Genomic DNA, 26,219 nt, shown 5'->3' with positions numbered 1-26,219 from the left:
CGCCCGTGGGAGGCCGCCCCGTGCCCCGCTCCTTCACCGTGTCCCGCAGCATCGTCATCGACGTGTCGCCGCAGACGGCTTATCAGGCGGTCAGCCGTCCCGCCGACATGGGCCGCTGGAGTCCCGAGAACCTGGGGACCACGGAGGCGACGTCGCAGGGCCCGGCGGCTGCGGGAACGACGTTCGTGGGGCGCAACAAGCGGGGGGCCTTCCGCTGGGTGACGCGGTGCACGGTCACCGCAACCGATCCCGGACGGCGCTTCGCCTTCCGCGTCCACGCGATCGGGGTCAAGCGTCCGCGCCTGCGGGGTCCGATCGCGAGCTGGGAGTACACCTTCGAGTCCGAAGGCGGGTCCACGAAGGTGACGGAGACATGGACCGACGACCGGCGGGCATGGCCCGCGTTCGCCGCCCACCTCTTCGACCGGGTCGTCACCGGGGGCAGGACCTTCGCCGAGTTCCAGGTCGGCAACATCGACGCCACACTGCGCAATCTCAAGCGGGAACTGGAGGCTGTGCGCCCGGATCAGGTCACCGACGGCACGACCCGGCCTTGAGGCGACCGACGCCCCGCTCCCCGGCCTTCCGGCCGAAGCTCGTCACGCGGCAGGGCTCAGTTCGGGTTGCGGTTCCGGTTGGCGCCCTGGTCCGGCCTTCGGATCCCACAGCCTGGTGGTCCGGACATAGCCGTAGACCACTGAGCTCATCGCCAGAAGGAGAAGGGGTCCGCATATCCACGGATGCTCGGCCATTTCCACCGGCAGGAAGCGGTAGGACACCAGGAGCGCGGTGAAGACCGCTGCGCCGTGAGCGACCAGCTGGGTCCCCGACCGGTCCCAGCCCCGGTCCAGCGAGCGCAGCGCTGCCTCGATCGTGAGCGCGAACACCACGCCGGCGACGAGATCCGCGCCGTAGTGGTAGCCGAAGCCCAGTGTGGCGCCGAGCGTGGCGATCAGCCAGAACGTGCCCGCGTATCGCAGAACCCGTGGTCCCTTGCGGGAGTGAACGAAGATCGCGGTGGCCCACGCCGTGTGCAGGCTGGGCATGCAGTTGCGGGGGGTGATCGCGTCGTACGGCACCGGGTGCGGCAGGTGGACCGGCGGTGGCGTGTTCGGCCACAGGTTGGCCACTGCCCACTGCACTCCGCCGGTGCCGGAGGCGCCCGGGCCGTAGGCGAAGACCGGTCCGACCACCGGGAAGATCATGTAGATGCCCGGCCCGAGGAGGCCGATCACCAGAAAGGTGCGCACCAGGTGGTGGCTCGGGAAGCGGCGCTCGACCGCCACGTTCCGCAGCTGGTACAGGGCGACGACGACCGCGGCCACCGCGAGCTGCGCGTAGACCAAGTGAAGGACATGGGGGCCGATCGGGTCCGTGGCCCTGAGGATCCGGCCTGCCAGCCATGACGGGTTGCCCAGCGCGTGATCGGCGGTCGCCACGTACGGGTCGAGCACGGTCGGGCGGGTCTTCGACGTGATGAGCAGCCAGGTGTCGCCGGTCTTGCGGCCGGCCACCAGCAGCAGGCCCAGGCCGACGCCCTTCAGCAGCAGGACACGTTCCTGGCCGGTGCGGCGCGTGACGGCGATGACCGCACATCCCAGCATCACCCACAACGCGCCGTTGCCGAAGAGATGACCGTCGGCCGTCCTCGCGTGGACCGCCCACCGCACCAGCACGAAGACGATGTCGATGCCGATCGCGACACCTGCCGCGATGAACCGTTGCCGCCAGGTGAGCACCACCATCATCAACGCCATGCCGGCGTACAGCGGCCCCGGTTTGGGGGCGAGCACCACCTCTGCCAGCTGGTTGGTCATCGGCCCCGGTACGCCGGCGCAGCGGCGCGCGGCGATCTCCAGCGTGATGAGGAAACCGAGGGTCGCCACACCCACGGTGGCCCACAGCATCGCACGCGGTTGACGCCACGCGGCGAACGTGATCCTGCTGAGCAATCGCGAAAACGCGAGCGAGACTATGGATTTCAACTTCTTGGCCGATTTGTTAGTTGTTGATCGGGAAAGTCGCCCGTCCCGCACCGGAGAGCCCATGCTCCGCGGTGCGGGACGCGCGACGAGAGGACTCGTCGAGAGTGTGATCCTGCCATTGGCGCCGCGCCGGTGGCTGCGCGGGTCACGGGCGGCACCGGACACGGCCGGGCCCGGCCGTGTCCGCGGGCCGGCGATGCACTGTCCTGACGCGGCCAGGGCGACCGACGGCCGGCGGCCGCCCTCGCTCGCCAGGTGCATGGTGGGTCGGCCCCGACGCCGCGTCGCCGGGGCGCGCACCCCCTTACAGGACGACGACGGCGTCCTCGTGGGCGTAGCTGAACCCGTCGTTGTCGAAGTAGAAGACGGTGACCTTGGTCTTGTCTCCCTTGACGAAGGACGAGCCCTGGGCCGGGCGCATGGTCACCTGGGCGATGTGGCTGCCGCTGTCACAGACGAGCTTGTCCCTTTTGATGGTGCCGGCGGCGATGTCCTCCTGATGAGTACCCGTGCCGATCTTGCTGGCGTTGGCCACGAGCTCGTGGTCCAGGCCGGGGTCACAGGAGTACGTGACCTTCACCTGGATGTTCGGCTTGTGGAGTTCCACCTTGTCGATGGTCAGCACGTTGGCCTTCGCCGTTGCCAAGGGAGCGGCCAGCAGGACGCCCGCGCCGGCCATCAGGGCGGCAGCCGCGACTCCGGCAAGGCGGCGTCGGGTACTGGTTGACTTCATCGTGTGTGTTCCTTCCCCCCTGCGCGGTCACCCTTGGTCGATGCCGGAGAGCCCTCCAGCGGGCGGATGACCGCAACAGATGATCGATTCGCAAGGTGAGACGTCAGTGACCAGGCCGGCGTTCCAGCCGGTGCGCGTGTTCTCCCGTACCGACCGGCGCCGTTTCCACCGGACACCTCCGGGCTGTGGCGGCACGTCGTCCGGCGGGCATTACCGTCCTGTCCGACGTGAACGTCCCGACCGTCCCGACCGACGTGACGTCCCGGGCGACGAGACCGTGCTGACCGACGTGCCCGACGTGCCCGTCCCGACCGACCGCGAGACCGGAACGCGCCACGGCCGCCCCGGCTCACCCGAACGCCGTAAGGGCCGGATGCCGCACGGAACGATTGACGAAGGGCCCGGGCCCCGGTTCCCGCGGAGGAAACCGGTTCGCGGCCCGGAGCGTTTGTTCTGCGGGAGCGGCCGGAGTACCGCATATTGAACGAGGTGACCGGCGTCTGGGCGACGTCGTCCGGTGTGCCATCTCCCCGTCGGCATCGACTTCCACGGCTGCTTGAGACAACACCAGCCCATGCGGGCCGCCGCACCGACGCTGCGCACAAAGGAGGCTGTATGTCGTTCCACGACCCCGCAGTGCCCCACTGCCCCTTCGACTTCGCCGACGAGCTGGAGTTCGACCCGTCACTGGCGTCGCTGGCGCAGCGCGGCCCGGTCAGCCGGATCCGGTTGCCCTACGGCGAGGCCGAGGCGTGGCTGGTGACCAGCTTCGCCGGGGTGCGCCAGGTGACGTGCGACCCGAAGTTCAGCCGGGCGGCGATCGTCGGACGCGACTATCCGAGGATGACGCCCGAGCCCATCGTGTCGCCGGAGTCGATCAACGTGACCGACCCGCCGCACGCCACCCGGCTGCGGCACGTCGCGGCCCAGGCGTTCACCCGGGAGCGGGTGGCAGGTATGCGGCCGGCGGTGGACAAGGTGGTGGCCGGGCTGCTCACGACGATGGCCGAGGCGGGGCCGCCGGCGGATCTGGTGACCCATCTGTCGGTTCCCCTTCCCCACCTGACGATCTGCGAGCTGCTCGCCGTCCCCGAGACCGACCGCGACCATCTGCGCACGCTCACCATGCGGCTCCTGGCCACCTCGCCGGACGCCCGGCAGGACGCTGCCGACGCCAAGGCCGACCTGCGGGCGTACTTCGCCAAGCTGGTCCCGGACCGGCGCAGCACGCCGGGCGAGGACCTCCTCAGCACGATGGCCACGGCGCCGGTACCGGCGGGCGAAGCTCCCCTGAGCGACGACGAGTTGGCGGTCCTCGCCGTGACGCTCATCCTCAGCGGCAACGACACGGCGACCTGCCAGATCAGCAACATCGCCTATCTGCTGCTCACCCGGCCCGAGGAGTGCGCCGCGCTCGCGCGCGAGCCCGGCCGGCTCCCCGGCGCGCTGGAGGAGCTGCTGCGCTTCATCCCCTTCCGCAAAGGGGTGGGCATCCCGCGGATCGCGCTGGAGGACACGGAGATCGAGGGCACCGCCATCAGCGCCGGCGACTACGTGCACGTGTCCTACCTGGCGGCCAACCGGGACCCGGACGTCTTCCCCGACCCGCACACGCTCGACCTGGAACGGCCGGTGCACCCGCACATGACGTTCGGCTGGGGCGGCCACCACTGCCTCGCCGCACCGCTCGCGCGGGCGGAGCTGGACAGCGCGGTCACCGGCTTGCTGACCCGCTTCCCCGACCTGCGCCTCGCCGTCGCCCCCGAGGACATCGAGTGGGACACCGGAACCATCCGCCGCTTCCCCCTTCGCCTGCCGGTCCTCTGGTGACTCCAGGGGCACCCATGTGCCGGACGGGACGTGCAGGTTCCCGTTCCCACCGCCGCACCGGCATGTGACGTACGCCACCGCCCACGGATGTCACACCGCCACGGGGACCGGCATCCCGTGGGTGTGGCAGGGTCGATGACGAACAGGCGGGAGCCGGATATGAGCGAGTGCGGGACGAACGTGGCCGAACCTCCCGGGAGCCTCGCGGACGCGGCCACCGAGGCGTTCGTCGCCCATCGCAACCTGCTGTTCACCGTGGCCTACGAGATGCTCGGTTCGGCCGCCGACGCCGAGGACGTCCTGCAGGAGACCTGGCTGCGGTGGGCGGACGTCGACCAGGAGACCGTGCGCAACCAGCGGGCGTACCTGGTCCGTGTCACCACGCGCCAGGCGCTGACCCGGCTGCGTACGCTCGCTCGGCGCAGGGAGTCCTACGTCGGCCCCTGGCTGCCGGAGCCGCTGCTGACCGCGCCCGACGTGGCCGAGGACATCGAGCTGGCCGACAGCGTCTCGATGGCGATGCTGCTGGTGCTGGAGACGCTCACGCCCACCGAGCGGGCGGTGTTCGTGCTGCGCGAGGTGTTCGGCCTCGAGTACGCGGAGATCGCGGAAGCCGTCGGCAAGAGCCGTGCCGCGGTCCGCCAGATCACCCACCGGGCCCGCGCCCACGTCGCCGCGCGCCGGCCGCGCGGCGCCGTCTCCGCCGCCGAGACCCGCGCCGTGCTGGGGGCGTTCCACGAGGCGGTCGAGACGGGCGACCTGCGGGGTCTGCTCGACATCCTCGCGCCCGACGTGGTCTTCCTGGGCGACGGCGGCGGGGTCGCCCAGGCCGCGCCGGAGCCCATCACGGGGGCCGGGCGCGTGGCCCCGCTGGCCGCCGGGCTGAGCAGGTTCGGCGCGGCGGCACTGCGGCCGGCCCAGGTCAACGGCTACCCGGCGCTGGTCCTCCGGCTCGACGGCAAGGTCGACACCGTCCTGGCGGTCCACATCGCCGACGGCCGGATCAGCGGCCTCTACGCCGTCCGCAACCCCGAGAAGCTGTCGCGCATGGAGCGCGTGACCGCCCTGCGCCGCTGAGTTCACCGCCACCCGCGATGCCGTCCCCGCCGGCCCGGGACACGGCACGGCGGCCGGGTCTTACGGAGTCGTGACGTCCGGGCGCGCCCTGCCGGCCCACCGTCGAGGCGGCCCTAGCGTGGGCGCATGCGTGTACTGGTCACCGGCGGTGCCGGGTTCATCGGCTCTCATGTCGTCGAGGCGCTGACGGCGCGCGGGCACGAGGCGATCGTGTTCGACGTGCGTGCCGATCCGGCCGCCGACGTACGCGATCCGGCCGCCGTCGCGCGGGCCGTGGCCGGCGTGGACGCCGTCTGCCATCAGGCCGCGATGGTCGGGCTCGGCGTGGGCTTCGGGGACGCGGCGGAGTACGTCTCCCGCAATGACCTGGGGACGGCCGTACTGCTCGCCGGCATGGCCGAGGCGGGCGTACGGAACCTCGTGCTGGCCGGGTCGATGGTCGTGTACGGGGAGGGCCGGTACACGTGTCCGCGCGACGGGGTCGTGCGGCCGGGGCCGCGGGCGGTCGCCGATCTGGAGGCGGGGCGGTTCGAGCCGAGGTGCCCCGCGTGCGGCGCCGAACTCACGCCCGGGCTGGTCGGCGAGGACGCGCCGGCCGATCCGCGCAACGTGTACGCCACGACCAAGCTCGCACAGGAGCACCTGGCCGCCGCCTGGGCCCGCTCGACGGGCGGCTCCGCCGTCTCGCTGCGCTACCACAACGTGTACGGACCCCGGATGCCCCGCGACACCCCCTACGCCGGCGTCGCCTCCTTCTTCCGGTCCGCGCTCGCCCGGGGTGAGGCGCCCCGCGTGTTCGAGGACGGGCGGCAGCGCCGGGACTTCGTGCATGTGCGGGACGTGGCCGCGGCCAACGTCGTGGCGCTTCAGGCGCGGTCCGAGCCGGGTGCGCTCACCACGTACAACACCGGCAGCGGCGAGCCGCACACGGTCGGGGAGATGGCGCACGCGCTGGCCGGCGCCCACGGCGGGCCCGCACCCGTCGTCACCGCGGAGTACCGGCTGGGGGACGTACGGCACATCACGGCCGACTCCTCGCGGCTGCGGGCGGAGCTGGGCTGGAAGCCGGAGGTCGGGTTCGCCGAGGGGATGCGGGAGTTCGCGGCCTGCCGCTGACCGGTCTACGGTGCCGCGGGCAGCGTGACCTCGAAGCGGCAGCCGCCGGGGATGTTGCGTACGCTCGCCCGGCCCTGGTGGGCCTCGACGATCCCGCGCACGATGGCGAGGCCCAGGCCCGCGCCGGCCGGCGGAGTCCGGGCGTCGGTGCCGCGCCAGCCGGTGTCGAAGACGCGGGGCAGATCCTCCTCCGGGATGCCGCCGCAGCCGTCCGTCACGGAGAGGACGACACCGTCGGGCGAGCACTCGGCGGCGACGGCGACCGTCCCGTCGGCGGGTGTCCGGCGGATCGCGTTGACCAGCAGGTTGCCCAGGACGCGGCTCATCTCCTTGGCGTCGACCTCGACCGGTACCGGCGCCACCCCGTCGCCGACCAGCCGCACGCCGTGGGCGTGGGCGAGCGGGCCGGCTCCGGCGAGGGCGTCGCCGACGAGGTCGTACAGGGAGATCCGGGACGGCGCCAGGGGGAGCGTGCCGGCGTGGATGCGGGAGAGTTCGAAGAGGTCCCCGACCATGTCGTTGAGGCGTTCCACCTCGGTGCGGATCTGTTTCAGATAGCGGGCGGGGTCGCCGGCGACGCCGTCCTCCAGGGCTTCGGACATCGCGCGCAGACCGGCGAGCGGGGTGCGCAGGTCGTGGGAGATCCAGGCGACGAGTTCCCGGCGCGAGGTCTCCAGCATGCGTTCCCGCTCCCGGGATTCGGCGAGCCTGGCGCTGGTGGCGGCCAACTCGCGGCTCACCGCGGCCAGTTCGGCGGTGGCCGGGGCCTCGGGTGCGGCGAAGTCGCCGCCCTCGCCGAACGAGCGCGCGGCCATGGCGAGGTCGCGGCTGCGCGCGACGACCCAGCGGCCCAGTACCGACGCGGTCACCAGCGAGACCACGGCCGCCATCGCGACGACCGTCGTCACCACTGTCAGGTCGTGCGGGGACAGGAACATCGCCCAGGCGACGGCGAGGGTGCCCGCGAGCACACCGCAGACACCGACGGCCGCGACCACGGCGAGGGACACGGTGAGCGAGCGGCGCCGCAGCAGTCGCAGCGCGGTGGCTCCCGCCAGGCCGGTGACGGCGGCCCCGGCGAAGGCGTAGAGGGCGATGAGCAGGGTGTCACGCATGTCGGTCCGTCTCTTCCCGGCCGCTCGGGTCGAAGCGGTAGCCGACGCCCCACACCGTCTGGATCAGGCGCGGCCGGGCCGGGTCGTCCTCGACCTTGCCGCGCAGCCGGCGGACGTGGACCGTGACGGTGGAGAGGTCGCCGAAGTCCCAGCCCCACACCTCGCGCATCAGGTCCTCCCGGCTGTACGCCCGCCCCGGGTGCCGCAGGAAGAAGGCGAGGAGGTCGAACTCGCGCAGGGTCAGGGCGAGTTCGGCGCCGTTCCGGGTGGCACGGCGGGCGGCGGGGTCGACGGTGAGTCCGGCCGCGGCCAGCCGGCGGGTGTCCACGGCAGGGAGCGTGCGGCGGAGCACCGACCGCACCCGCAGGATCAGTTCGCGGGGGCTGAACGGCTTGGTCACGTAGTCGTCGGCACCGACCTCCAGGCCCAGGATGCGGTCGTCCTCGTCACCGCGGGCGGTGAGCATGACCACGGGGACGGGGGCCCGGGCGCGCAGCCGACGGCACACCTCCAGGCCGTCCATGCCGGGCAGCATCAGGTCGAGCACCACCAGGTCCGGCCAGTGGGCGGCGGCGCGGGCCAGGGCGGTGGGGCCGTCGTCGGCCCGGTCGACGACATAGCCGGCGCGGCCGAGATACCCGGCGACGACCTCGGCGACCGTGACGTCGTCGTCGACGACCAGGACCCGGGCGCCCGCGGGGGCGGGCGGCTCACCGGGTTCCGCGGTGGCGGGCACGGTTGCGTCCATGGCTCTGCCCGGCGTGGGCACGTGCGGCTGCTGCATGGTTCCAGCCTCGCACCGGGCCGCCGCGGGTGTCGCACCCTGGACCGGGCCCCGGCACCGACGTCCGCGTTTCGTAAGGAGCGGGAGCCCGATATGCCCGCTTGTCGTTCGTAGGGTGAACGCCGTGATCCCCTCGACACCATCATCACCGACGAGCGTGGATGTGGTGCTGCCCTGCCTCGACGAGGCCGAGGCCCTGCCCTGGGTACTCGACCGGATCCCGGCGGGCTGGCGCGCTCTCGTGGTCGACAACGGCTCCACGGACGGCTCGGCCGACATCGCCCGGTCCCTGGGCGCGACCGTCGTCCACGAGCCGCACCGCGGTTTCGGTGCCGCCTGCCACGCCGGGCTGACCGCCGCCACCGCCGACGTCGTCTGCTTCTGCGACTGTGACGCCTCGCTCGACCCCGCGCTCCTCGTCCCCTTCGTCCGGGAAGTCCTCGACGGCCAGGCCGACTTGGTGCTGGGACGGCGGCGGGCCCGCGGCCTCGGGGCCTGGCCCGCGCACGCCCGGGCCGGCAACTTCGCGCTCGCGCGGCTGCTGCGCCGCCGTACCGGACTGCGCCTGCACGACCTCGGCCCGCTGCGCGCCGCCCGCCGGGAGCCGCTGCTCGCGCTCGGTCTCAGCGACCGGCGCAGCGGCTACCCGCTCCAGATGGTGGTGCGCGCGGCCGACGCCGGCTGGCGGATCACCGAGCACGACGTGCCGTATCTGCCGCGTACCGGCGCCTCCAAGGTGACGGGCACCTGGCGCGGCACCTGGCAGGCGGTGCGGGACATGAGCCACGTCCTGGCCGAGCCCCCGGCCGACGGGAGGGCCGTACGGTGACCACGCTGCTCGTCATCGCCAAGGAACCGCTGCCGGGGCGGGTCAAGACACGGCTCACCCCGCCGTTCACCCCCGCCGAGGCAGCCGCGCTCGCCGAGGCGGCGCTCGCCGACACCCTGCACGCCGTGGCCGCCGCCCCCGCCACCCGGCGCGTCCTGGTGCTCGACGGCACCCCCGGCCCCTGGCTGCCGCCCGGCTTCGAGGTCGTACCGCAGTGTGCGGGCGGTCTGGATCTGCGGCTGGCCGACGCGTTCGCGCGGTGCGACGGGCCCGCCCTGCTCATCGGCATGGACACCCCGCAGGTGACCCCGGAGCTGCTGACGGTGGATCTCACCGGGTACGACGCCTGTCTCGGCCAGGCGGAGGACGGCGGCTTCTGGGCGCTGGGGCTGGCCCGGCCCGACCCGGCGCTGCTGCGGGGCGTGCCCATGTCCACCCCCCGGACGGGCGCCGTCCAGCGGCGGCGGCTGGTGGCCGCGGGGCTGCGGGTGCGCGACCTGCCCCGGCTGCGGGACGTGGACACCGCGGCCGACGCGGCGGCGGTCGCGGCTCTGGCGCCGCACGGCCGGTTCGCCGCCCGGCTGGCCGAGTGCATCGCGCACAGCGGGAACGGGACCGGGCGATGAGCGTGTCGCCGGCCGTCGCCTGGGCCACGGCCGACCCGTACGCCACCGCGCTGCGCACCGGGCGGGGCCCGCTGTTCCTGCGCCGCAGCGACGGATGGCTGCTGCCCCTGGAGGTCGAGCGGTGGTGCGCGCGGGCGGACCCGGTCGACCAGGCGGTGCTGGACCGGTGCGAGGGCGCCGTGCTCGACGTCGGCTGCGGGCCGGGCCGGCTGGTGGCGGAACTCGCCGCCCGGGGCCGGCCGGTCCTCGGGATCGACGTCAGCGAGGCGGCCGTCGACCACACCGGACGGCTCGGTGGCCAGGCCCTGCGGCGCTCGGTGTTCGAGCCGCTGCCCGGCGAGGGGCGCTGGGGCACCGTCCTGCTCATGGACGGCAACGTCGGCATCGGCGGCGACCCGCGCGCCCTGCTGGACCGGGTGGCCCGGCTCCTGTGCCCGGGCGGCCTGTTGATCGCCGAGACGGCCGCGGTGGACGTCGACGAGTGGTCCGAGGTGCAGGTCGTCGACAGCGCCGACGGGCGGACGGACAGCGGCGGCGCCTTCCCGTGGGCGCGCCTGGGCACCCCGGCCCTGCTGCGGTACGCCCGGGGCTGGTACCGGGCCGGTCAGTGGACGGCCGACGGGCGCCGTTTCGTCGCCCTGCGCAGCCGCGGCGCCGGCCACGGCACCGAACCGCCGACGGGCAGCGCGGTGATCAGCAGCCAGCGGGCGAGGACGTCGGCCGCGGGCAGACCGGTGGCGGACCGGTAGCACCGGCCCACCATCCCGCTGCCCGAGGAAACCCCTGGACGAGCGCGCCGGCAGCCCGGAGCAGGCGCGCAAGGCGCGAGCGTGCCGGGAGAGGGTGGGCGACGCATGACGAAAGTCTGACGTGAGGCCGCTGATCCGTCCTTTCGCCCGGTCGCCGACCTAGCGTTCCGGTGTGACCCGCCGTAGTCGATATGCCGATCTCAGTGCCGCCTCGGCGGCCGCCCTCCTCGTCCTCACCGCCGTGCTCGTCGGCCGGCACATCCAGGACACCTATCGCACCCTGTTCGTCCACTGGCCACCGCTGTTCGCCGACTGGGACCCGCACCTGGGGCCGGGCACACCGGCCGCCGTGCTGGTGGCGGTCGCCGCGGTGGCCTACGGGCCGTCCGTCGCCGCCCGGCTGCCGTGGCGGCGCCTGCTGCTCGCCGCCTGGGCGACGGCACTGGCCTGGACGTGGTCCCTGGCGCTGGCCGACGGCTGGCAGCGGGGCGTGGCCGGCCGGCTCACCACCCGCAACGAGTACCTCTCCGTCATCGGCCGCTTCCACGACATCCCGGCCGCGCTGCGCGACTTCACCCACCACATCGTGAGCGGCACCCCCGCCCCCTGGCCCGCCCACATCGCCGGGCACCCGCCGGCGGCCACCGTCACCTTCGTGCTCCTGGACCGCATCGGTCTGCGCGGCGGCGGCTGGGCCGGTGCCTGGTGCGTCACCATCGGGGCGACCGCCTGCGTGGCGGTGCTGGTGGGGGTGCGGGCACTGGCCGACGAGGGTCTGGCCCGGCGGGCGGCGCCGTTCCTGGTGCTGGCCCCGGCCGCCGTGTGGGTGGGCGCCTCGGCCGACGGGTATTTCGCCGCGGTCGCCGCCTGGTCCGTGGCGCTGCTGGCTCTCGCGGTCACCGGGCGCTCCGTGGCCTGGGCCGCGGGCAGCGGGCTGCTGTTCGGCCTGACCTGCTACCTCTCGTACGGCCTCACGCTCTTCGCGCTGATCGGTGCGGCGGTGCTGGTGATCGGGCGGCGCCGGGTCCGCGAGCGACCGCTGCTGCCGGTCCTGTTCCTGGCCGGTGCGGCGGTCGTCCCGGTGGCGTTCACGCTCACCGGGTTCGACTGGTGGGAGGCGTACCGGCTGCTGGTCACGCGCTACTACCAGGGCGTCGGCGGCATCCGCCCCTACGGCTACTGGGTGTGGGCCAACCTGGCCTGCACGGTACTGATCACCGGCGTGGCCACGGCGGCGGGGCTGCGGCGGGCGGGCGCGGTGCTCGGCCGCCGCCGCACATCCCCCCCGGCCGACGCCCGGCTAGCCCTCCTCGTGACGGCGGCGCTGATCGCCCTGCTGGCCGCCGACCTGTCGGGGATGAGCAAGGCGGAGACGGAGCGCATCTGGCTGCCGTTCGCGATGTGGCTGCTCCCGGCGTGCGCGCTCCTGCCACGACCGCGAGCCTGGCTCGTCGCCCAGGCGACGCTGGCCCTGGCACTGAACCATCTGCTGTTCACCGGGTGGTGAGCCGCGCTCCCGGCCGGCCCGCCCCGCGGGGCCCCGCCGGTGGGCCGCGCCGTCCCGCGGGGCCCGGCCGGTGGTCTCTCGTCGAGACCCGGCCGGCCGGGCCGCCGTGCGCCGTTCCGGATCAGCGGTCCCGGCCGGCCGGCCGGGCGCGGAAGCGGCGGTACAGCACCGTTCCACCCATCAGCGACGCCAGGCTCGCGAGCGCCGCTGGCCAGGCGTTGTCCGGGCCGGTGTGGGCGAGTGTCCCGGTCGCGCGCTGCCGTACGACGACGGGTGACGGTTTCGGCGTGGGCCGGACCGCGGGCGGGCGGTGACGGACCGGTGGCGTGACCCGCGTGGGCGGTTCCGACACGGGGGGTTGCTTCACCGGGGGCGTGGTCCGGCCGGGCTCGGCGGGGTGGTCCGAGGTGTTCACGGACTCGTTGTCGATGACGGGGTTGCCCACGCCCACGACGTTCACGCTGTTGCCGCTGACGTTCACGGGCAGATCGACCGGAAGCTGGATCCCGTTGCCGGAGACGACGCCCGGCGAGTCCTGCGCGCTGCCCTCCGCCGTCGCCCCGCCCGGCGCCGTGGACGCTTCCTGCCCGGCGGCGGTGTCGCTCACGTTGGCGCAGCGGTTGCCCACGGCCGGATTGAGCAGCCCGGCCACGTTCGCGGTGTTCCCGCATGCGCTCACCGGCACGTGCACCGGCAACTGGATGCCGTTGCCGGAGATCAGCCCGGGCGAGCCGGCCGCGGAACCGCTCGCGGCGGAGTCGGCGTACACCGGCCCCGCGACTGCCATCGCCCCGGAGGCGGCGGCGATGGCGAACACACTGTTTCGGGTAGCCCGTTTCATGGGGTTCCCTGCCCTTCCAGACACGGTCGCGGGCACTCACCCGCGCCCGGTGAAACGCATGTGAAACCAAACAAGTTATGGCTTTTCAATCTTTTGCCAGCCAAGAAGGGTGCTTTCGTGCGCCGTATGGCGCCGATCCGGTCCGCGCAGATGGCCGAGCGTGCCGCAGCGGCGGAGCCGGGTAACTGGTAGCTCTCTGTAGGGCGATGCCGCCGGAACCGATCGATACGGAACCGACCGAGACGAGGAGCGATGGCAACCACCGTACGAGACACCGGGGCCGACGCCGCGCCCGCCAGTCTGCAACTGCCCGGGATCCTCCTGGGCGTGGGACTCGGCGGGTTCGTCGACGGCATCCTCCTGCACCAGCTCCTGCAGTGGCACCACATGCTCACCAGCACCGATCACGACCGCATCGGGGTGAAGTACTACGACCCGCACACCGTCTCCGGGCTGCGCATGAACACCGTGTGGGACGGCGTCTTCCACACCGTCTGCTGGCTCGCCGTCCTCACCGGACTCGCCGTTCTCTACGCCCGGGTGACCACGGGCCGGCGACGGGTGTGGGCCTCACGGGTGCTGTGGGGATGGATCCTGGCCGGCTGGGGCCTGTTCAACCTCGTGGAGGGCGTGCTGGACCATCACATCCTGGGCATCCACCACGTCCACGGCGGGCCGTACCAGCTCTGGTGGGACCTCGGCTTCCTCGTCCTCGGCGCGCTGTTGCTGGCCGGCGGCGGGCTCCTGCGGCGCGGCGGCCGCTTCCTCGACCCGGCGGCCCCCGGCGCCGGACGAGACGGACGCGGCGCCTGATGGGCCACCACATGCCGCACCACCCTCACCACGAGAGCGGCGGTGCGGCGGAGGTCGTGCTGCCCGCCCTGGTGCTGCTGGTGTGCGCGGGCGGCTACCTGCTGCTGGTGCACCGGGCGCGCCGCCGCAATCCGGTGCGGGCCTGGCAGCCCTGGCGGACCGTCGGTTTCTGCGCGGGGATCGCCCTGCTGGCGGCGGCGCTGCTGCCCCCGGTCGCGCCCTTCGCGCACCGCGACTTCCGCGGTCACATGGCCCAGCACATGCTCATCGGGATGTACGCCCCGCTCGCCCTCGTGCTCGGCGCCCCGGTCACCCTCCTGCTACGCGCCCTTCCCGTCCGCCGCGCCCGGCGGCTCACCGCCGTGCTGCACAGCGGCCCGGCCCGCCTGCTCGCGCACCCGGCCATCGCCCTGCTGCTGTCCGCCGGCAGCCTGCCGGTCCTGTACTTCACCCCGCTCTACGGCACCGCCGTGGACCGTCCGGCCGGACACTGGCTGCTGCACGTGCACTTCCTGCTGTCGGGATGCCTGTTCACGCACTCCGTCGCCGGCCCCGACCCCGCCCCGGGCCGGCCCGGAGTGCGAGCCAGGCTGGCCTGTCTGGGGTGCGCCATCGCGGTGCACGCGGTCACCGCGCAGCTGATGTACGGCGGATTCTGGGTGGACGTCCACGCTCCCGTCGCCGAGGTGCAGGGCGGCGCGGAGATCATGTACTACGGCGGCGACATCGCCGAACTCCTCCTGGCGGCAGCGCTCGTCGCCACCTGGCGTCCCGCACGCCGCGCGATGCCGGCACCCGCGGCGCAGCCGGGCCGGTGACCACCGGATAGGAGCCATGGATACGACAGCCACGTACCGCACCCGCCATGAGCAGGCTCTCCGAGGGAGCCACCCGGCCGACTCCCGCGCGGTGCAGCTCGCCCTCACCGAGCAGGGCCGTGAGACCACCCGGAAGGCGATCGTCGTCGTCCAGGGGATGCTGCGCCAGCTACTGACTCCTCTCGGCGGGCCCGACAGTCCGCGCGCCCAGGAGTTCACCCAGAATCTGACGGCCCTGCTCGGCGCACCGCTCGACCCGTTCGGCACCCCCGGTCCCGGAACGGAGCCGTCATGACCGCCGGCCCAGTAGTGGAATATTAAACAATCGCGTTCCGTTGTGCCCGTCGAAGGAGGTCACAGGTGGAGACGCAAGCGGAGACCACGACGTACTACGACCACGGCACCGCCGCCGAGCGCTGGGAGCGCGCGCGGCTGTTCTTCGACGCGAAGGACTACGCGGGTGCGGCACGGGTGCTGGCCGGGCTGGTCGAGGAGGTGCCGGAGCAGACCGGACCCCGGCTGCTGCTGGCGCGCGCCTACTACCACTCGGCCCAGCTGCGCCGCGCCGAGGCGGAGCTGCGGACCATCGTGCAGCGGGACCCGGTGGAGCACTACGCCCGGCTCATGCTGGGCCGCACACTCCAGCGGCAGGCCCGGCACGAGGAGGCGGAGCGGCACCTGCGGATCGCCTCGGCGCTCGCCGGTGACTTCCCCGAGGAGTGAGTCGTACGTCCCGGGCCCGGTGCCCCGTCAGGGGGCCGGGCCCGTGGCATGCCCGGGACCGCGGCGAATCCGGGGGCGTAGCGTGCCCAGGGCCATGGCGAATCCGGGGCCGTAGCGTGCCCAGGGCCGCGACGAATCCGGGGCCGTAGCGTGCCCGGGGCCGCGACGTGCCCGGGGCCGCGGGCGGCACCGTACGTGTGGCCGAAGGCCAGGCGCCCCGCGCTCGGCGGCCGGGCCGCGGGCATCTGTCTTGCGGATCACAGAGGCGTCGCCGCGTGCGGGATCTCGCAGGGGGTGGCGGGTGGGCGTGGCATGCTGACGCGATGGCACCTCCCCGTGATGACACACCGCTCGCCGAGCGGGTCGAGGAACTCCTCGCCGCCGGCGGCCCCTTGCCCATCGTCGCGGCCGGCCGGCCGGTGCTGCGACGCGGCACCGAGCCGTACGACGGTCAGCTCGGCCCCGCGCTGCTGGCCCGGTTCGTCGAGGCCCTGCGCGTCACCATGCGCGCGGCCCCCGGCGTGGGCCTGGCCGCGCCGCAGGTCGGGGTGTCACTCAGGATCGCGGTCATCGAGGACCCGGCGCCGGTGCCGCAGGAGGTGGCGGTGGTCCGGGGCCGGGTCCCGCAGCCGTTCCGGGTGCTGGTCAACCCGGTGTACGAGCCGGTGGGGACCGCCCGGGCCGCGTTCTTCGAGGGCTGCCTGAGCGTGCCGGGCTGGCAGGCGGTGGTGGCCCGGCACGCCGAGGTGCGGCTGCGCGGCGAGGACGAGCGGGGCCGCGCGCTGGACGAGGTGTTCACCGGCTGGCCCGCCCGGATCGTCCAGCACGAGACGGACCACCTCGACGGCACGCTGTACCTGGACCGTGCGGAGCCGCGCTCCCTGTCGACCAACGAGGCGGTGACGGCCTTGTGGGCCCAGCCGGCACCGGAGGCGGCGGCCGAGGCCCTCGGCTTCGAACTGCCTTAGCCTGTCGCTCAGTTGTCCCGGTAAGCCTCCAGCAGCCGCAGCCACACCTCGCTCAGCGTCGGGTACGACGGGACGGCGTGCCACAGCCGGCTGACGGGGACGCGGCCCGCGACCGCGATGGTCGCCGAGTGGATGAGTTCCCCGACGCCGGGGCCGACGAAGGTGACCCCGCGCAGGATCTCGTCCTCCAGGTCCACGACCATGCGGGCGCGGCCCTTGTGGCCGTCGCCGTACAGGCCGGCCCCGGCGACGGAGGAGAACTCGACGTCCACGGCGCGCACACGGTGGCCGGCCTGCTCCGCCTCGGCCAGGGAGAGACCGACCGCGGCGGCCTCCGGGTCGGTGAAGACGACCTGGGGTACGGCGTCGTGGTCGGCGGTGGCGGCATGGGCGCCCCAGGGCTCGTCCATCAGGGGGCTGCCGGCGGCGCGGGCGGCGATGGCGGCACCGGCGACACGGGCCTGGTACTTGCCCTGGTGGGTGAGGAGGGCCCGGTGGTTGACGTCGCCGACCGCGTACAGCCAGTCGGTGCCGGTGACCCGCAGGCTGTCGTCGACGTCCAGCCAGGAACCGGGTTCCAGGCCGACGGTCTCCAGGCCCAGGTCGTCGGTGTGCGGGACACGACCCGTGGCGAAGAGGATCTCGTCGGCCTCGATCCGGTCACCGGCGGAAGTGACGGCCACGACCGTGCCGTTCTCGCGGGTGACGGACTCCACGGAGGTGCCGGTGCGGACCTCGACGCCCGCCTCGGTGAGGGCCTCGGCGACCAGTTCCCCGGCGAACGGCTCCATACGGTTCAGCAGGCCCTTGCCGCGGACCAGCAGGGTGACCCGCGAGCCGAGGGCCTGCCAGGCGGTGGCCATCTCGGTGGCGACGACACCGCCGCCGACGACGATCAGCCGGCCGGGGGCCGCCTTGGCGCTGGTCGCCTCGCGGCTGGTCCAGGGCTTGACGTCGGCGAGGCCGGGCATCTCGGGCAGCTGGGCACGGGTGCCGGTGGAGACGGCGACGGCGTGCCGCGCGGTGAGGGTGGTGACCGTGCCGTCGGGGGCGGTCACGGTGACGGCGCGGGGGCCGGAGAGGCGGCCGTGGCCGCGGTACAGGTCGGCGCCGGTGCCCTCCAGCCAGGCGACCTGGCCGCCGTCCTGCCAGTGCGAGGTGAAGTCGTCCCGGCGGGCCAGGACGGCCGCGGTGTCGAGCGGGCCCTGGACCGCGTGGGCGACGCCGGGCAGGCGGCGGGCGTCGGCCTGCGCGATGACCGGCCTGAGCAGGGCCTTGCTGGGCATGCAGGCCCAGTACGAGCACTCGCCGCCGAGCAGCTCGCTCTCCACGACCGCGGTGGTGAGGCCGGCCGCGCGGGTGCGGTCGGCGACGTTCTCCCCCACCGGGCCGCCCCCGATCACCACGACGTCGTACGCGTTGGATTCCGTTTCCGTCATGGGGTCAGTCTGGTGGGTGGTGTGCTCCATGGCCACATGGGTACGCACGCGGGACACAGGCGTGCACGGGTGGAATAGCCGGACCGGCAGCCGTGTTTGCGCCGTCGGCACACCCCACACCAGGAAGAGGGAAACACGCCATGAGCAGCACCGTGGAGTTGACCAAGGAGAACTTCGACCAGCTGGTCTCCGAGAACGAGTTCGTTCTCATCGACTTCTGGGCGTCCTGGTGCGGACCGTGCCGGCAGTTCGCCCCCGTGTACGAGAAGGCCGCCGAGGAGAACCCGGACCTGGTGTTCGGCAAGGTGGACACCGAGGCGCAGCCGGAGCTGGCCTCGGCCTTCGGTATCTCGTCGATCCCGACGCTGATGATCGTCCGCGACCAGGTCGCGGTCTTCAGCCAGCCGGGCGCCCTGCCCGCGCCGGTCCTCGACGACCTCATCCGGCAGGCCCGCGAGCTCGACATGGACGAGGTGCGCAAGAGCATCGCCGCCCAGGAGGGCCAGACCCAGCAGTAACGCGCGGGAGACGGCGGGCGCGGGACCGGCTCAGCTGGACTCGCGCGGCACCACCGAGGCCCCGAGCACGGCGTGCACCTCGGGCTCGCCGCCGGGGTCGCGCACCGCACGGTCGACCAGTTCGGCGAGGTCGCGGCCCGCGGGCAGTTCGATGTGGACCGTGCTGAGCCGGGGGCGCAGCAGCCGGCCGAGCATCAGATCGTCGGCGCCGATCACGGCGACGTCCTCGGGGATGCGCAGGCCCTGGTCCTGAAGGGCGCGCATCAGCAGCATCGCGTACTCGTCGTTGTAGGCGAACACCGCGTCCAGACCCGAAGCGGGCCAGCGGGCGGCGAGTTCCGCGGCGGCTTCCTCGGTGTAGGCGAGCGGCAGCTCCGTCACGGTGGCGTCCGTGCCGCGCAGCGCCTCGCGCACCCCGGCGAGCCGGGGCAGTGCGTACTCCTCGAGCCCCGGCTCCCCGGGCAGGACGACACCGATGCGGCGGCGGCCCCGGGCGTACAGGTGGGCGGCCGCCGACTGGCCGACGGCGTCGTGGTCCATCAGCAGGGCGTGCGCGCCCTCGACCCGGCCGGGGCCGACGGTGACCACGGCCCGGGCGCCGGAGCGCTTGAGGACGGCGACGCCCCGCGGGCCGAGGCCGGCACCGGGTACCAGGACGGCGACCGGCCTCAGCTCGGCCCAGGCGCGGGCGGCCTCGTCACCGTGCAGGCCCACGCTGCCGTACTGGACGACGGTGTAGTCGAGACGGCCGAGCGCCCACTGCAGTTCGCTGAGGAACCTGCCGTAGAGGTGGCCCACCGGGATGGCCGGGGCGGGCATCAGGACCATGCGGCTGTGTCCGGCGCGCAGACTGCGGGCGGCGGCGTGCGGGACGTAGCCCAGTTCGCGGGCGGCCTCGTGCACGCGCTGCCGGGTCGCTTCGCTGATCCGTACCGCGCTGGTGTTGTTGAGGACGTAGGAGACGGTCGCGCGCGAGACGCCGGCCAGGCGGGCCACATCGGCACTCGTGGGCGTGTTCGGTATCTGCACCATGACGACCGCATCTTGGCAGAGGACCGGGGGCCGGTAGCGGGCGGGGCGTCGTGGTTCATCGTTCGACGAAATCGGCGTACTTGCCCCAGCCACGAACGAACCCGTTCGTGTCGAACTTGTTCGCAACGAACATGTTCGTTACGGTGGAGGCATGACCGCTGCCCCCCGCTCCCGCCGGGAGCGCCCCGCCAAGCCCGCCCTCACCCGGGAGGGCATCATCGCCGCCGCCGTCACGATCCTGCGCGCGGAGGGGCTCCGCAAGGTGACGATGCGACGGCTCGCGCAGGAACTCGACACCGGCCCGGCCTCGCTGTACGTGTACGTCCGCAACACCGACGAACTGCACGCGGCCGTCCTGGACGAGCTGCTCGGCACGGTCGGTCCCGCCCCGGCCGGGGGCGGCTGGCGGGAGCGGTTGGAGCGGGTGCTCACCGACTACACCGCGATGCTCCTGGAGCACCCCTCCCTGGCCCGCTCGGCGCTGACCGCCCGGCCGAGCGGCCCGCACTACCTGCGCCTGATCGAGACCCTGCTGGAGCTGCTCGCCGCGGGCGGGGTGCCGCGCGCCCAGGCGGCATGGGGCGTGGACCTGCTGCTCCAGCACGCCACCGCGACCGCCGCCGAGCACGCCGGGGAGGAGTCCCCGGGTGACTGGCAGGCGGTGACCCGGGCGTTGCGCGAGGCGCCCGCCACCACTCATCCGCACATCGCCGCCAACGTCGGCGCGCTGTTGTCCGGCACCCCTGAGGCCCGCCTGTCCTGGGCCTTCCGGACGCTGATCGACGGCATCGAGCGGACCGCCGTACCCACCGAAGGCCAGGAGGCCCCGTGATCCCCGCTTCCCTCCCCCACCACCCCGTCGCCATCGTCGGCGCGGGCCTCGGCGGGCTCACCCTCGCCCGGGTGCTGCACGTGCACGGCATCGAGGCCGCGCTGTTCGAACGGGAGGCGTCACCCGACACCCGGGCGCAGGGCGGCATGCTGGACATCCACGGCGACTCCGGCCAGGAGGCGCTACGGGCCGCCCGGCTGCACGAGGAGTTCCTGGCCCGCGTCCACGCCGGCGGACAGGCGGTGCGCGTCCTCGACCGGGAGGGCACCGTCCGGTTCGCGCGGTCCGACGACGGCGGCGGCGACCGCCCCGAGATAGACCGGGGAGAGCTGCGGCGGCTGCTGCTCGGGTCGCTGCCCGCGGGCACCGTCCGGTGGGGTGCCAGGATCACGGACGCCCGCCCGCTGGACGGCGGCCGGCACCGGGTGACCCTCGCGGACGGCACCGGGTTCACCACCGACGTACTGGTCGGCGCGGACGGCGCCTGGTCGCGGGTGCGCCCGCTGGTGTCCGCCGCCCGGCCCGCGTACACGGGCATGTCGTTCGTGGAGGCGGACCTGACCGCCGCGGACGTCCGGCACCCGGTGAGCGCGGAGGTGGTCGGCTCCGGCATGCTCTTCGCGCTCGGCCCGGGCCGCGGTTTCCTCGCGCACCGCGAGACCGACGGCAGCCTGCACGTGTACACCGCCGTGGCGGCGCCGGAGGACTGGCTGGACGGTATCGACTTCACCGACACCGAGGCGGCCGGGGCGGCCGTGCTGAAGGAGTTCGACGGCTGGGACGAGCGGCTGCGGGCGCTGGTCGCGGACGCGGACGGGGCGCTGGTGCCCCGCCGGATCCACGCGCTGCCGGTGGGCCACCGCTGGGACCGGGTGCCCGGGGTGACCCTGCTCGGTGACGCCGCCCACCTGATGTCCCCGTTCGCGGGCGAGGGCGCCAATCTGGCCCTGCTGGACGGCGCCGAACTGGGCCTCGCGCTGGCCGGGCACCCCGGGGACACGGAGGCGGCGCTGGCCGCCTACGAGGCCAGGATGTTCCCGCGCGCGGAGGCGTCCGCAGCGGACTCCGCCCGGGGCCAGGACCTGCTGTTCCGCGCGGACGCCCCGCTGGGGCTGGTGGAGATGTTCACCGGCCGGGGCGACTGACCGGGCACCGGGCGGACCGGGCGACGGAGCCGGTGCGGGCGGGTCCGGCTATCGCGGCGGCTCCGTACCGGTCACCCGGGCGACCAGGTCGAGCCAGCCGGCCTCCAGTCGCTCCATCGGCATCCCGCACTGCCGGGTCAGGTGATGGATCAGCGCCGGATCCAGCGAGGCCAGCAGGGTCTGGGCCAGCAGATCGCAGTCGGCGCCGGGCACGATCTGCCGGAGCAGCATCGTGACGTGCGTGCGCAGCGACCCGACCGCGGGGTGGGAGAACCGGCGGGTCGGCTCCGGCTGGGCGGCGAGTTGCAGATCCAGCTGCTCGGCCGAGCGGTACAGCACCGCCACACCGAACGCCCGCAGCCGCACCAGGGGCGGCGCACCGGGGCCGAGCGGCGGGGGTCCGCTCAGGAAGTCGCTCTGCAACTGCCTGGCCGAGTGGTCGAGCAGGGCCATCAGCAGCCCCGTGCGGTCGCCGAAGCGGCGGAAGACGGTGCCCTTGCCCACCTCGGCCGCCGCCGCCACCGCTTCCATCGTGACCCCGGCGACTCCGTGCTCCGCGATCAGCCGGGCCGCGGCCTCCAGCAGCCGGGCCCGGTTGCGGGCCGCGTCGGCACGCAGGCACGGCTCGTCGGAGGCCGAACCGGCCGTACCGACCTCCAGCAACCGGGGAACATCGAGGGGCTCTTGGGGCTTGGGGAAGGGCGGCAGAGCGCTGGACATGAAGACAGCGTAAAGCATCGGGAAGAAAACTGGACCACGGTCCGTTTAGGGTGATAGACATCTAACCGGACCTCGGTCCGGATCGTGCCAGTGAGTTTCATCCCTTGGAGAGTCCCCATGTCTGTTCGCATCCTCGCGCTCGTCGGCAGCCTTCGCGCCGGTTCGCACAACCGCCAGCTCGCCGAGGCCGCCGTGAAGCTCGCGCCGGAGGGCGCCGAGGTGGAGCTGTACGAGGGCCTGGCCGACATCCCCTTCTACAACGAGGACATCGACGTGGAGGGCGACGTCCCGGCCGCCGCCGCGAAGCTGCGCGAGGTCGCCCAGGCCGCCGACGCCTTCCTGCTCTTCTCCCCCGAGTACAACGGCACGATCCCGGCCGTGCTGAAGAACGCCATCGACTGGCTGTCCCGCCCGTACGGCGCCGGCGCCTTCGGCGGCAAGCCCGTCGCCGTGATCGGCACCGCCTTCGGCCAGTACGGCGGCGTGTGGGCCCACGACGACACCCGCAAGGCCGTGGGCATCGCCGGCGGCAAGGTCATCGAGGACATCAAGCTGTCCATCCCCGGCTCGCTGACCCGCTTCGCCGAGACCCACCCGGCCGACGACACCGAGGTCGCCGCCCAGCTGACCGAGGTCGTGGCCCGTCTGCACGGCAACGTGGGCGCGGCCGCCTGAGCCGTACCTCACCCGCGGGGGCCGGAGCCGTCATGGCTCCGGCCCCCGCCGCGCGTGCGCACCCCGTCCCGGTCCCGCGCGTGCGCACCCCGTCCCGGTCCGGCACGCGCGGCGCCGTGCGGGCGGCGCCGTGCGGGCGGCGCCACGAGTTCGGGACCGGGACGGCGGGCGAGTCCGGCCCCGGGCAGTGGTCCGGCGAGCAGCCGTGGCCGGCCGGGGCGCTTTGAGCGGGCGCGGAGGAGGATGCGGCGGTGGCGGGTCGCACTGGGGGCGGGACGGGGTAGTCGGGACGTGAACCGTACAGCCGTCCGGCATCGGCGCGGCGCCGCGACGGACCGCCGGTCGCGCGCCGCCGCGCGCGACCGGCACCGCCACGGCGCGCGCCCGGCCGCCGGACGACTCCTGGAAGGAGAAGCCATGCCCCTGCTGCCGCCGCCGCTCGATCAGGAACTCGCCGCCGCGCTGGAGCAGTTCGGGGATGCGATCGGGCCGGGTTTCACCCTGGCCGACCTCCCTGCGGCCCGGCGAAACGCGGCCGTCGAACTGCTCGACCTCACCATGGACGGCGCCTTCGAGACCGAGGACCGCACGGTTCCCGGCCCCGAGGGCGCGCCCGGTGTCTCCCTCCTCGTGTGCCGTCCGTCGGGCGCGTCCGCGACGGCGGCCCTGCCGGTGCTCTACCACACGCACGGTGGCGGACTGATGGCCGGCAGTAACCGGGCCGGCGTGACCGAACCCCTGACCTGGGCGCGCGAACTGGACGCGGTGGTGGTGTCGGTGGAGTACCGGCTCACGCCCGAACACCCGTACCCGGCGCCGGTCGAGGACGCGTACGCCGGGCTGCTGTGGACCGCGGAGCACGCGCGGGAGATCGGCGGCGACCCGGACCGCATCATCGTCACGGGCTCCAGCGCGGGCGGCGGTCTGGCCGCGGCGCTCACCCTGCTCAGCCGCGACCGGCAGGGCCCGCGCCCGCTCGGCCAGCTGCTGATGTGCCCGATGCTGGACGACCGCAACAACACCGTCTCCAGCCGCCAGATGGCCGGCCTGGGCCTGTGGGACCGCACCGCCAACGAGACCGCGTGGAAGGCCCTGCTCGGCGACCGCCGGGGTGGCCCCGGGGTCCCGCCGTACGCCGCCCCGGCCCGCGCCACCGACCTGTCCGGTCTGCCCCCGGCCTTCCTGGACGTCGGTTCGGTGGAGACCTTCCGGGACGAGGTGGTCGGCTACGCGTCCCGCATCTGGCAGGCGGGCGGTGTGGCCGAACTCCACGTCTGGCCGGGCGGCTGCCACGGCTTCGACGCCCTGGCGCCGGAGGCGGCCCTGTCCCGCACGGCCCGCGCGGCACGCGTCGCCTGGCTCCGGCGGCTGCTGGCGGGGTGAGGCCACGGGTTCCCGTACCGCCTCCCGCACGACACCTGTGCGAAAACCGTACGCGGAGCCCCGCTCGGACGTTACCGTTCGGTAGACATCGTGCCCGGAGCCTCCCGGAGGTGCTCGCCCATGACGCCCGACCGTGCCGCGGGGCTCGCGGAGACCCGACGCGCCCTCGCCGACGGAGAGGTGACCTCACGCGCGCTGGTGGCGGAGACCCTGGCCCGGATCGAGGCCACACAACCGACCCTGAACGCCTTCCGGATCGTGCGCGCCGAGGCGGCCCTCGCCGAAGCAGACGCCGCCGACCGGGAGTTGGCCGCCGGTGTGCGGCGCCCGCTGCTCGGGGTGCCGGTGGCGGTGAAGGACGACATGGACGTGGCGGGCGAGCCGACGGCGTTCGGCTGCGCGGGGGACTTCCAGCCGGTGGCCGCCGACGGAGAGGCGGTACGCCGGCTGCGCGCGGCCGGCGCGGTGATCGTCGGCAAGACCAACACCTGCGAGCTGGGACAGTGGCCGTTCACCGAGGGGCCGGCGTTCGGCGAGACCCGCAACCCCTGGGACACCGGGCACACACCCGGCGGCTCCTCCGGCGGTTCGGCCGCCGCCGTCGCCGCCGGGCTCGTCCCGGCCGCGCTCGGCTCCGACGGCGCCGGTTCGGTGCGCATTCCGGCCTCCTGGACCCATCTGATCGGCATCAAGCCGCAGCGCGGCCGGATCTCGACCTGGCCGCGCGGCGAGTCCTTCCACGGCATCACGGTGAACGGCACCCTCGCCCGCACGGTCGCCGACGCGGCTCTGCTGCTGGACGCGGCGAGCGGCAACCACGACCGGGACCCGCACCGGCCGGCCGCCCTGACCGTGGCGGACGCGGTCGGCCGCGACCCGGGCCGGCTGCGCGTCGCACTGTCCCTGAAGCCGCCGTTCACCCCCGTGTCCGCCCGGCTGCACCCGGAGATCCGCGCCAGGGTCGTCGAACTCGCCGAGCACCTGGCCGGGTTGGGCCATGTCGTCGAGGAGGCGGATCCGCCGTACGGGCAGATCGGGCTGACCTTCGTGCCACGGGCCACCGCCGGGATCGCCGAGCGCGCCCGCGAGGCCCCCGACGCGGCGCTGCTCGACCCGCGCACCCGGGAAGCGGCCCGGCTCGGCCGACTGCTGGGCGGAGTCCCGCTCCGGGCCGCCCGGCGCGCGGAGGCGGTGCTGCACCGGCGGATCGGCGCGTTCTTCCGGTCGTACGACGTGATCCTCGCGCCGACCACGGCCATGCCCCCGCCCCGGATCGGGGCCTTCGCCAAGCTCGGGGGGCTGGCCACGGACCGTGCCATCATCGCCGCCTGCCCGTACGCCTGGCCGTGGAACGTGCTGGGCTGGCCGGGGGTGAACGTGCCCGCCGGGTTCGCCGGGTCCGGGCTCCCGGTGGGCGCCCAGCTGCTCGGTCCGGCCGAGAGCGAGCCGCTCCTGGTGTCGCTGGCCGCGCAGTTGGAGGCGGAGCTGCGCTGGTACGAGCGGTGGCCGCCGCGGCAGGCGGCCTCGGCCAGTCCGGCCGTGTGACGGCGTTCCGCCCGTACGCTGGGGCCATGGACGACGCGTCGATGGTCGGGCTGATGGGGCGGGTGACGGGGACGGTCGGGCCCGGTCTGGTCGGTGAGGTGATCGTGCGGGTGCGCGGTGGCGCGGAGCACTTCCTCGCCCACCCGGCCGACGGCACGTCCCGGCTCACCACCGGCACGGTGGTGATGGTGGTGGAGCACCTGCCGCCGCGGACCGTCTACGTCACGGCCGCGTACGACAGTTGAGCCCCCGCGTCCCGACCGTCCACGTCACGGCCGCACACGGCAGTTGAGCCCGCCGCGTCCCAGGTGAAAGCGGCGTGCGTCAAGATTGCAACAAGGATCCGTCAGAGCCTTCACCCGGGACCCCGGCAGGCGCACACTCCCTTCGTTCGGTGCCGAACGGGCACCATTCAA

At 74.0% G+C, this 26,219-nt stretch carries 27 protein-coding genes and 1 pseudogene; 20 read left to right on the top strand and 8 right to left on the bottom strand.

Going from position 1 to position 26,219, the window contains the following annotated elements; translation table 11 throughout:
• Positions 1–20 precede the first annotated feature (20 nt).
• Positions 21–557: an SRPBCC family protein gene (locus ACIGYR_RS04425; RefSeq protein ID WP_399602904.1), complete on the top strand. Its 537-nt coding sequence runs from the start codon at positions 21–23 to the stop codon at positions 555–557.
• A 42-nt stretch (positions 558–599) separates the two neighbouring features.
• Here ACIGYR_RS04425 and ACIGYR_RS04420 read toward each other — a convergent pair whose 3' ends face one another.
• Positions 600–1,907, bottom strand: coding sequence for a phosphatase PAP2 family protein (locus ACIGYR_RS04420; RefSeq protein ID WP_399602901.1), 1,308 nt, complete (start codon positions 1,905–1,907; stop codon positions 600–602).
• A gap of 382 nt (positions 1,908–2,289) precedes the next feature.
• Positions 2,290–2,718, bottom strand: coding sequence for a hypothetical protein (locus ACIGYR_RS04415; RefSeq protein ID WP_399602897.1), 429 nt, complete (start codon positions 2,716–2,718; stop codon positions 2,290–2,292).
• A gap of 615 nt (positions 2,719–3,333) precedes the next feature.
• Between ACIGYR_RS04415 and ACIGYR_RS04410 the strand changes: the two genes are divergently transcribed.
• The 3 genes from ACIGYR_RS04410 (at position 3,334) to ACIGYR_RS04400 (ending at position 6,741) form a co-directional block, all read left to right on the top strand.
• The gene (locus ACIGYR_RS04410) at positions 3,334–4,548 is read left to right on the top strand and encodes a cytochrome P450 (protein ID WP_399602894.1); all 1,215 of its coding nucleotides are present in this window, start codon (positions 3,334–3,336) and stop codon (positions 4,546–4,548) included.
• Between the two features lie 159 nt (positions 4,549–4,707).
• Complete coding sequence (locus tag ACIGYR_RS04405; RefSeq protein ID WP_399602891.1) at positions 4,708–5,625, top strand: RNA polymerase sigma-70 factor; 918 nt, start codon at positions 4,708–4,710, stop codon at positions 5,623–5,625.
• Between the two features lie 126 nt (positions 5,626–5,751).
• A complete protein-coding gene (locus ACIGYR_RS04400) occupies positions 5,752–6,741 on the top strand; it encodes an NAD-dependent epimerase/dehydratase family protein (protein ID WP_399602889.1) in 990 nt (329 codons plus the stop codon).
• A 5-nt stretch (positions 6,742–6,746) separates the two neighbouring features.
• Here the strand turns inward: ACIGYR_RS04400 and ACIGYR_RS04395 are convergent, their stop codons facing one another.
• The gene (locus ACIGYR_RS04395; RefSeq protein ID WP_399602886.1) at positions 6,747–7,856 is read right to left on the bottom strand and encodes a sensor histidine kinase; all 1,110 of its coding nucleotides are present in this window, start codon (positions 7,854–7,856) and stop codon (positions 6,747–6,749) included.
• Complete coding sequence (locus ACIGYR_RS04390; RefSeq protein WP_399602883.1) at positions 7,849–8,640, bottom strand: response regulator transcription factor; 792 nt, start codon at positions 8,638–8,640, stop codon at positions 7,849–7,851. The genes ACIGYR_RS04395 and ACIGYR_RS04390 overlap by 8 nt, the downstream gene beginning before the upstream one ends.
• Positions 8,641–8,755: 115 nt before the next feature.
• On the opposite strand from ACIGYR_RS04390, the gene ACIGYR_RS04385 reads away from it, so the two are divergent.
• The 4 genes from ACIGYR_RS04385 to ACIGYR_RS04370 all read left to right on the top strand — a co-directional run bounded on the left by ACIGYR_RS04385 (position 8,756) and on the right by ACIGYR_RS04370 (position 12,351).
• Positions 8,756–9,469 carry a glycosyltransferase family 2 protein gene (locus ACIGYR_RS04385; RefSeq protein WP_399602880.1) on the top strand — a complete coding sequence of 238 codons (714 nt, stop codon included), beginning with the start codon at positions 8,756–8,758 and terminating at the stop codon, positions 9,467–9,469.
• Positions 9,466–10,095 (top strand): DUF2064 domain-containing protein, encoded by a 630-nt coding sequence (locus tag ACIGYR_RS04380; protein WP_399602877.1) that lies wholly within the window; start codon positions 9,466–9,468, stop codon positions 10,093–10,095. The genes ACIGYR_RS04385 and ACIGYR_RS04380 overlap by 4 nt, the downstream gene beginning before the upstream one ends.
• Positions 10,092–10,844: a class I SAM-dependent methyltransferase gene (locus ACIGYR_RS04375; RefSeq protein WP_399602874.1), complete on the top strand. Its 753-nt coding sequence runs from the start codon at positions 10,092–10,094 to the stop codon at positions 10,842–10,844. The genes ACIGYR_RS04380 and ACIGYR_RS04375 overlap by 4 nt, the downstream gene beginning before the upstream one ends.
• A gap of 172 nt (positions 10,845–11,016) precedes the next feature.
• A complete protein-coding gene (locus ACIGYR_RS04370; protein WP_399602872.1) occupies positions 11,017–12,351 on the top strand; it encodes a hypothetical protein in 1,335 nt (444 codons plus the stop codon).
• A 121-nt stretch (positions 12,352–12,472) separates the two neighbouring features.
• Here the strand turns inward: ACIGYR_RS04370 and ACIGYR_RS04365 are convergent, their stop codons facing one another.
• Entirely contained in the window at positions 12,473–13,168 is a 696-nt protein-coding gene (locus ACIGYR_RS04365; RefSeq protein ID WP_399602869.1) for a chaplin family protein, read from the bottom strand.
• A gap of 276 nt (positions 13,169–13,444) precedes the next feature.
• Here ACIGYR_RS04365 and ACIGYR_RS04360 point away from each other — a divergent pair, with 276 nt between their 5' ends.
• The 5 genes and pseudogenes from ACIGYR_RS04360 to ACIGYR_RS04340 all read left to right on the top strand — a co-directional run bounded on the left by ACIGYR_RS04360 (position 13,445) and on the right by ACIGYR_RS04340 (position 16,514).
• The gene (locus ACIGYR_RS04360) at positions 13,445–14,005 is read left to right on the top strand and encodes a DUF2243 domain-containing protein (protein ID WP_399602867.1); all 561 of its coding nucleotides are present in this window, start codon (positions 13,445–13,447) and stop codon (positions 14,003–14,005) included.
• A gap of 11 nt (positions 14,006–14,016) precedes the next feature.
• Entirely contained in the window at positions 14,017–14,823 is an 807-nt protein-coding gene (locus ACIGYR_RS04355) for a cytochrome c oxidase assembly protein (protein WP_399602864.1), read from the top strand.
• Between the two features lie 61 nt (positions 14,824–14,884).
• A pseudogene (locus tag ACIGYR_RS04350) lies at positions 14,885–15,118 on the top strand (MarR family transcriptional regulator); the annotation flags it as partial.
• 65 nt (positions 15,119–15,183) lie between these two features.
• Positions 15,184–15,546 carry a tetratricopeptide repeat protein gene (locus ACIGYR_RS04345; protein ID WP_399602861.1) on the top strand — a complete coding sequence of 121 codons (363 nt, stop codon included), beginning with the start codon at positions 15,184–15,186 and terminating at the stop codon, positions 15,544–15,546.
• Between the two features lie 323 nt (positions 15,547–15,869).
• On the top strand, positions 15,870–16,514 hold the full coding sequence (locus ACIGYR_RS04340; protein ID WP_399602859.1) for a peptide deformylase: 645 nt from the start codon (positions 15,870–15,872) through the stop codon (positions 16,512–16,514).
• A gap of 8 nt (positions 16,515–16,522) precedes the next feature.
• Here ACIGYR_RS04340 and ACIGYR_RS04335 read toward each other — a convergent pair whose 3' ends face one another.
• Positions 16,523–17,953: a dihydrolipoyl dehydrogenase family protein gene (locus ACIGYR_RS04335; RefSeq protein WP_399602856.1), complete on the bottom strand. Its 1,431-nt coding sequence runs from the start codon at positions 17,951–17,953 to the stop codon at positions 16,523–16,525.
• 140 nt (positions 17,954–18,093) lie between these two features.
• Between ACIGYR_RS04335 and trxA the strand changes: the two genes are divergently transcribed.
• On the top strand, positions 18,094–18,471 hold the full coding sequence (gene trxA, locus ACIGYR_RS04330) for a thioredoxin (protein WP_399602853.1): 378 nt from the start codon (positions 18,094–18,096) through the stop codon (positions 18,469–18,471).
• Between the two features lie 30 nt (positions 18,472–18,501).
• Here trxA and ACIGYR_RS04325 read toward each other — a convergent pair whose 3' ends face one another.
• Positions 18,502–19,503 (bottom strand): LacI family DNA-binding transcriptional regulator, encoded by a 1,002-nt coding sequence (locus ACIGYR_RS04325; protein ID WP_399602850.1) that lies wholly within the window; start codon positions 19,501–19,503, stop codon positions 18,502–18,504.
• A 151-nt stretch (positions 19,504–19,654) separates the two neighbouring features.
• Here ACIGYR_RS04325 and ACIGYR_RS04320 point away from each other — a divergent pair, with 151 nt between their 5' ends.
• Together ACIGYR_RS04320 and ACIGYR_RS04315 are read left to right on the top strand one after the other, a co-directional pair.
• Positions 19,655–20,335, top strand: a complete 681-nt coding sequence (locus ACIGYR_RS04320) for a TetR/AcrR family transcriptional regulator (protein WP_399602847.1) — start codon at positions 19,655–19,657, stop codon at positions 20,333–20,335.
• Positions 20,332–21,480, top strand: coding sequence for an FAD-dependent oxidoreductase (locus ACIGYR_RS04315; protein WP_399602844.1), 1,149 nt, complete (start codon positions 20,332–20,334; stop codon positions 21,478–21,480). The genes ACIGYR_RS04320 and ACIGYR_RS04315 overlap by 4 nt, the downstream gene beginning before the upstream one ends.
• 48 nt (positions 21,481–21,528) lie before the next feature.
• On the opposite strand, the gene ACIGYR_RS04310 is transcribed toward ACIGYR_RS04315, so the two are convergent.
• A complete protein-coding gene (locus tag ACIGYR_RS04310; RefSeq protein WP_399602841.1) occupies positions 21,529–22,218 on the bottom strand; it encodes a TetR/AcrR family transcriptional regulator in 690 nt (229 codons plus the stop codon).
• 99 nt (positions 22,219–22,317) lie between these two features.
• Between ACIGYR_RS04310 and ACIGYR_RS04305 the strand changes: the two genes are divergently transcribed.
• From ACIGYR_RS04305 to ACIGYR_RS04290, 4 genes are all read left to right on the top strand, one after another.
• Positions 22,318–22,875: an NAD(P)H-dependent oxidoreductase gene (locus ACIGYR_RS04305; RefSeq protein WP_391837893.1), complete on the top strand. Its 558-nt coding sequence runs from the start codon at positions 22,318–22,320 to the stop codon at positions 22,873–22,875.
• A gap of 417 nt (positions 22,876–23,292) precedes the next feature.
• Positions 23,293–24,258 (top strand): alpha/beta hydrolase, encoded by a 966-nt coding sequence (locus ACIGYR_RS04300; protein WP_399602836.1) that lies wholly within the window; start codon positions 23,293–23,295, stop codon positions 24,256–24,258.
• Positions 24,259–24,378: 120 nt separating this feature from the next.
• Complete coding sequence (locus tag ACIGYR_RS04295; protein ID WP_399602833.1) at positions 24,379–25,803, top strand: amidase; 1,425 nt, start codon at positions 24,379–24,381, stop codon at positions 25,801–25,803.
• Between the two features lie 26 nt (positions 25,804–25,829).
• On the top strand, positions 25,830–26,048 hold the full coding sequence (locus ACIGYR_RS04290) for a hypothetical protein (protein ID WP_391837898.1): 219 nt from the start codon (positions 25,830–25,832) through the stop codon (positions 26,046–26,048).
• Positions 26,049–26,219: the final 171 nt, after the last annotated feature.

It is taken from the genome of Streptomyces sp. NPDC053076 (genome assembly GCF_044546845.1).
In the GTDB taxonomy this organism is placed as follows: Bacteria; Actinomycetota; Actinomycetes; order Streptomycetales; family Streptomycetaceae; genus Streptomyces.
Note: the sequence above shows the minus strand (reverse complement) of the source record. Positions and strands in the feature narration are given on the sequence as shown.

Bases quoted from the DNA above. Each gene is read 5' to 3' on its own strand.
- ACIGYR_RS04375 (WP_399602874.1), top strand. From the start codon at position 10,092: ATGAGCGTGTCGCCGGCCGTCGCCTGGGCCACGGCCGACCCGTACGCC.
- ACIGYR_RS04300 (WP_399602836.1), top strand. From the start codon at position 23,293: ATGCCCCTGCTGCCGCCGCCGCTCGATCAGGAACTCGCCGCCGCGCTG.
- ACIGYR_RS04295 (WP_399602833.1), top strand. From the start codon at position 24,379: ATGACGCCCGACCGTGCCGCGGGGCTCGCGGAGACCCGACGCGCCCTC.
- ACIGYR_RS04325 (WP_399602850.1), bottom strand. From the start codon at position 19,503: ATGGTGCAGATACCGAACACGCCCACGAGTGCCGATGTGGCCCGCCTG.
- ACIGYR_RS04410 (WP_399602894.1), top strand. From the start codon at position 3,334: ATGTCGTTCCACGACCCCGCAGTGCCCCACTGCCCCTTCGACTTCGCC.
- ACIGYR_RS04400 (WP_399602889.1), top strand. From the start codon at position 5,752: ATGCGTGTACTGGTCACCGGCGGTGCCGGGTTCATCGGCTCTCATGTC.
- trxA (WP_399602853.1), top strand. From the start codon at position 18,094: ATGAGCAGCACCGTGGAGTTGACCAAGGAGAACTTCGACCAGCTGGTC.
- ACIGYR_RS04420 (WP_399602901.1), bottom strand. From the start codon at position 1,907: ATGCTGTGGGCCACCGTGGGTGTGGCGACCCTCGGTTTCCTCATCACG.
- ACIGYR_RS04290 (WP_391837898.1), top strand. From the start codon at position 25,830: ATGGACGACGCGTCGATGGTCGGGCTGATGGGGCGGGTGACGGGGACG.
- ACIGYR_RS04335 (WP_399602856.1), bottom strand. From the start codon at position 17,953: ATGACGGAAACGGAATCCAACGCGTACGACGTCGTGGTGATCGGGGGC.
- ACIGYR_RS04405 (WP_399602891.1), top strand. From the start codon at position 4,708: ATGAGCGAGTGCGGGACGAACGTGGCCGAACCTCCCGGGAGCCTCGCG.
- ACIGYR_RS04390 (WP_399602883.1), bottom strand. From the start codon at position 8,640: ATGCAGCAGCCGCACGTGCCCACGCCGGGCAGAGCCATGGACGCAACC.
- ACIGYR_RS04310 (WP_399602841.1), bottom strand. From the start codon at position 22,218: ATGCTTTACGCTGTCTTCATGTCCAGCGCTCTGCCGCCCTTCCCCAAG.
- ACIGYR_RS04355 (WP_399602864.1), top strand. From the start codon at position 14,017: ATGCCGCACCACCCTCACCACGAGAGCGGCGGTGCGGCGGAGGTCGTG.
- ACIGYR_RS04340 (WP_399602859.1), top strand. From the start codon at position 15,870: ATGGCACCTCCCCGTGATGACACACCGCTCGCCGAGCGGGTCGAGGAA.
- ACIGYR_RS04305 (WP_391837893.1), top strand. From the start codon at position 22,318: ATGTCTGTTCGCATCCTCGCGCTCGTCGGCAGCCTTCGCGCCGGTTCG.
- ACIGYR_RS04320 (WP_399602847.1), top strand. From the start codon at position 19,655: ATGACCGCTGCCCCCCGCTCCCGCCGGGAGCGCCCCGCCAAGCCCGCC.
- ACIGYR_RS04360 (WP_399602867.1), top strand. From the start codon at position 13,445: ATGGCAACCACCGTACGAGACACCGGGGCCGACGCCGCGCCCGCCAGT.
- ACIGYR_RS04395 (WP_399602886.1), bottom strand. From the start codon at position 7,856: ATGCGTGACACCCTGCTCATCGCCCTCTACGCCTTCGCCGGGGCCGCC.
- ACIGYR_RS04415 (WP_399602897.1), bottom strand. From the start codon at position 2,718: ATGAAGTCAACCAGTACCCGACGCCGCCTTGCCGGAGTCGCGGCTGCC.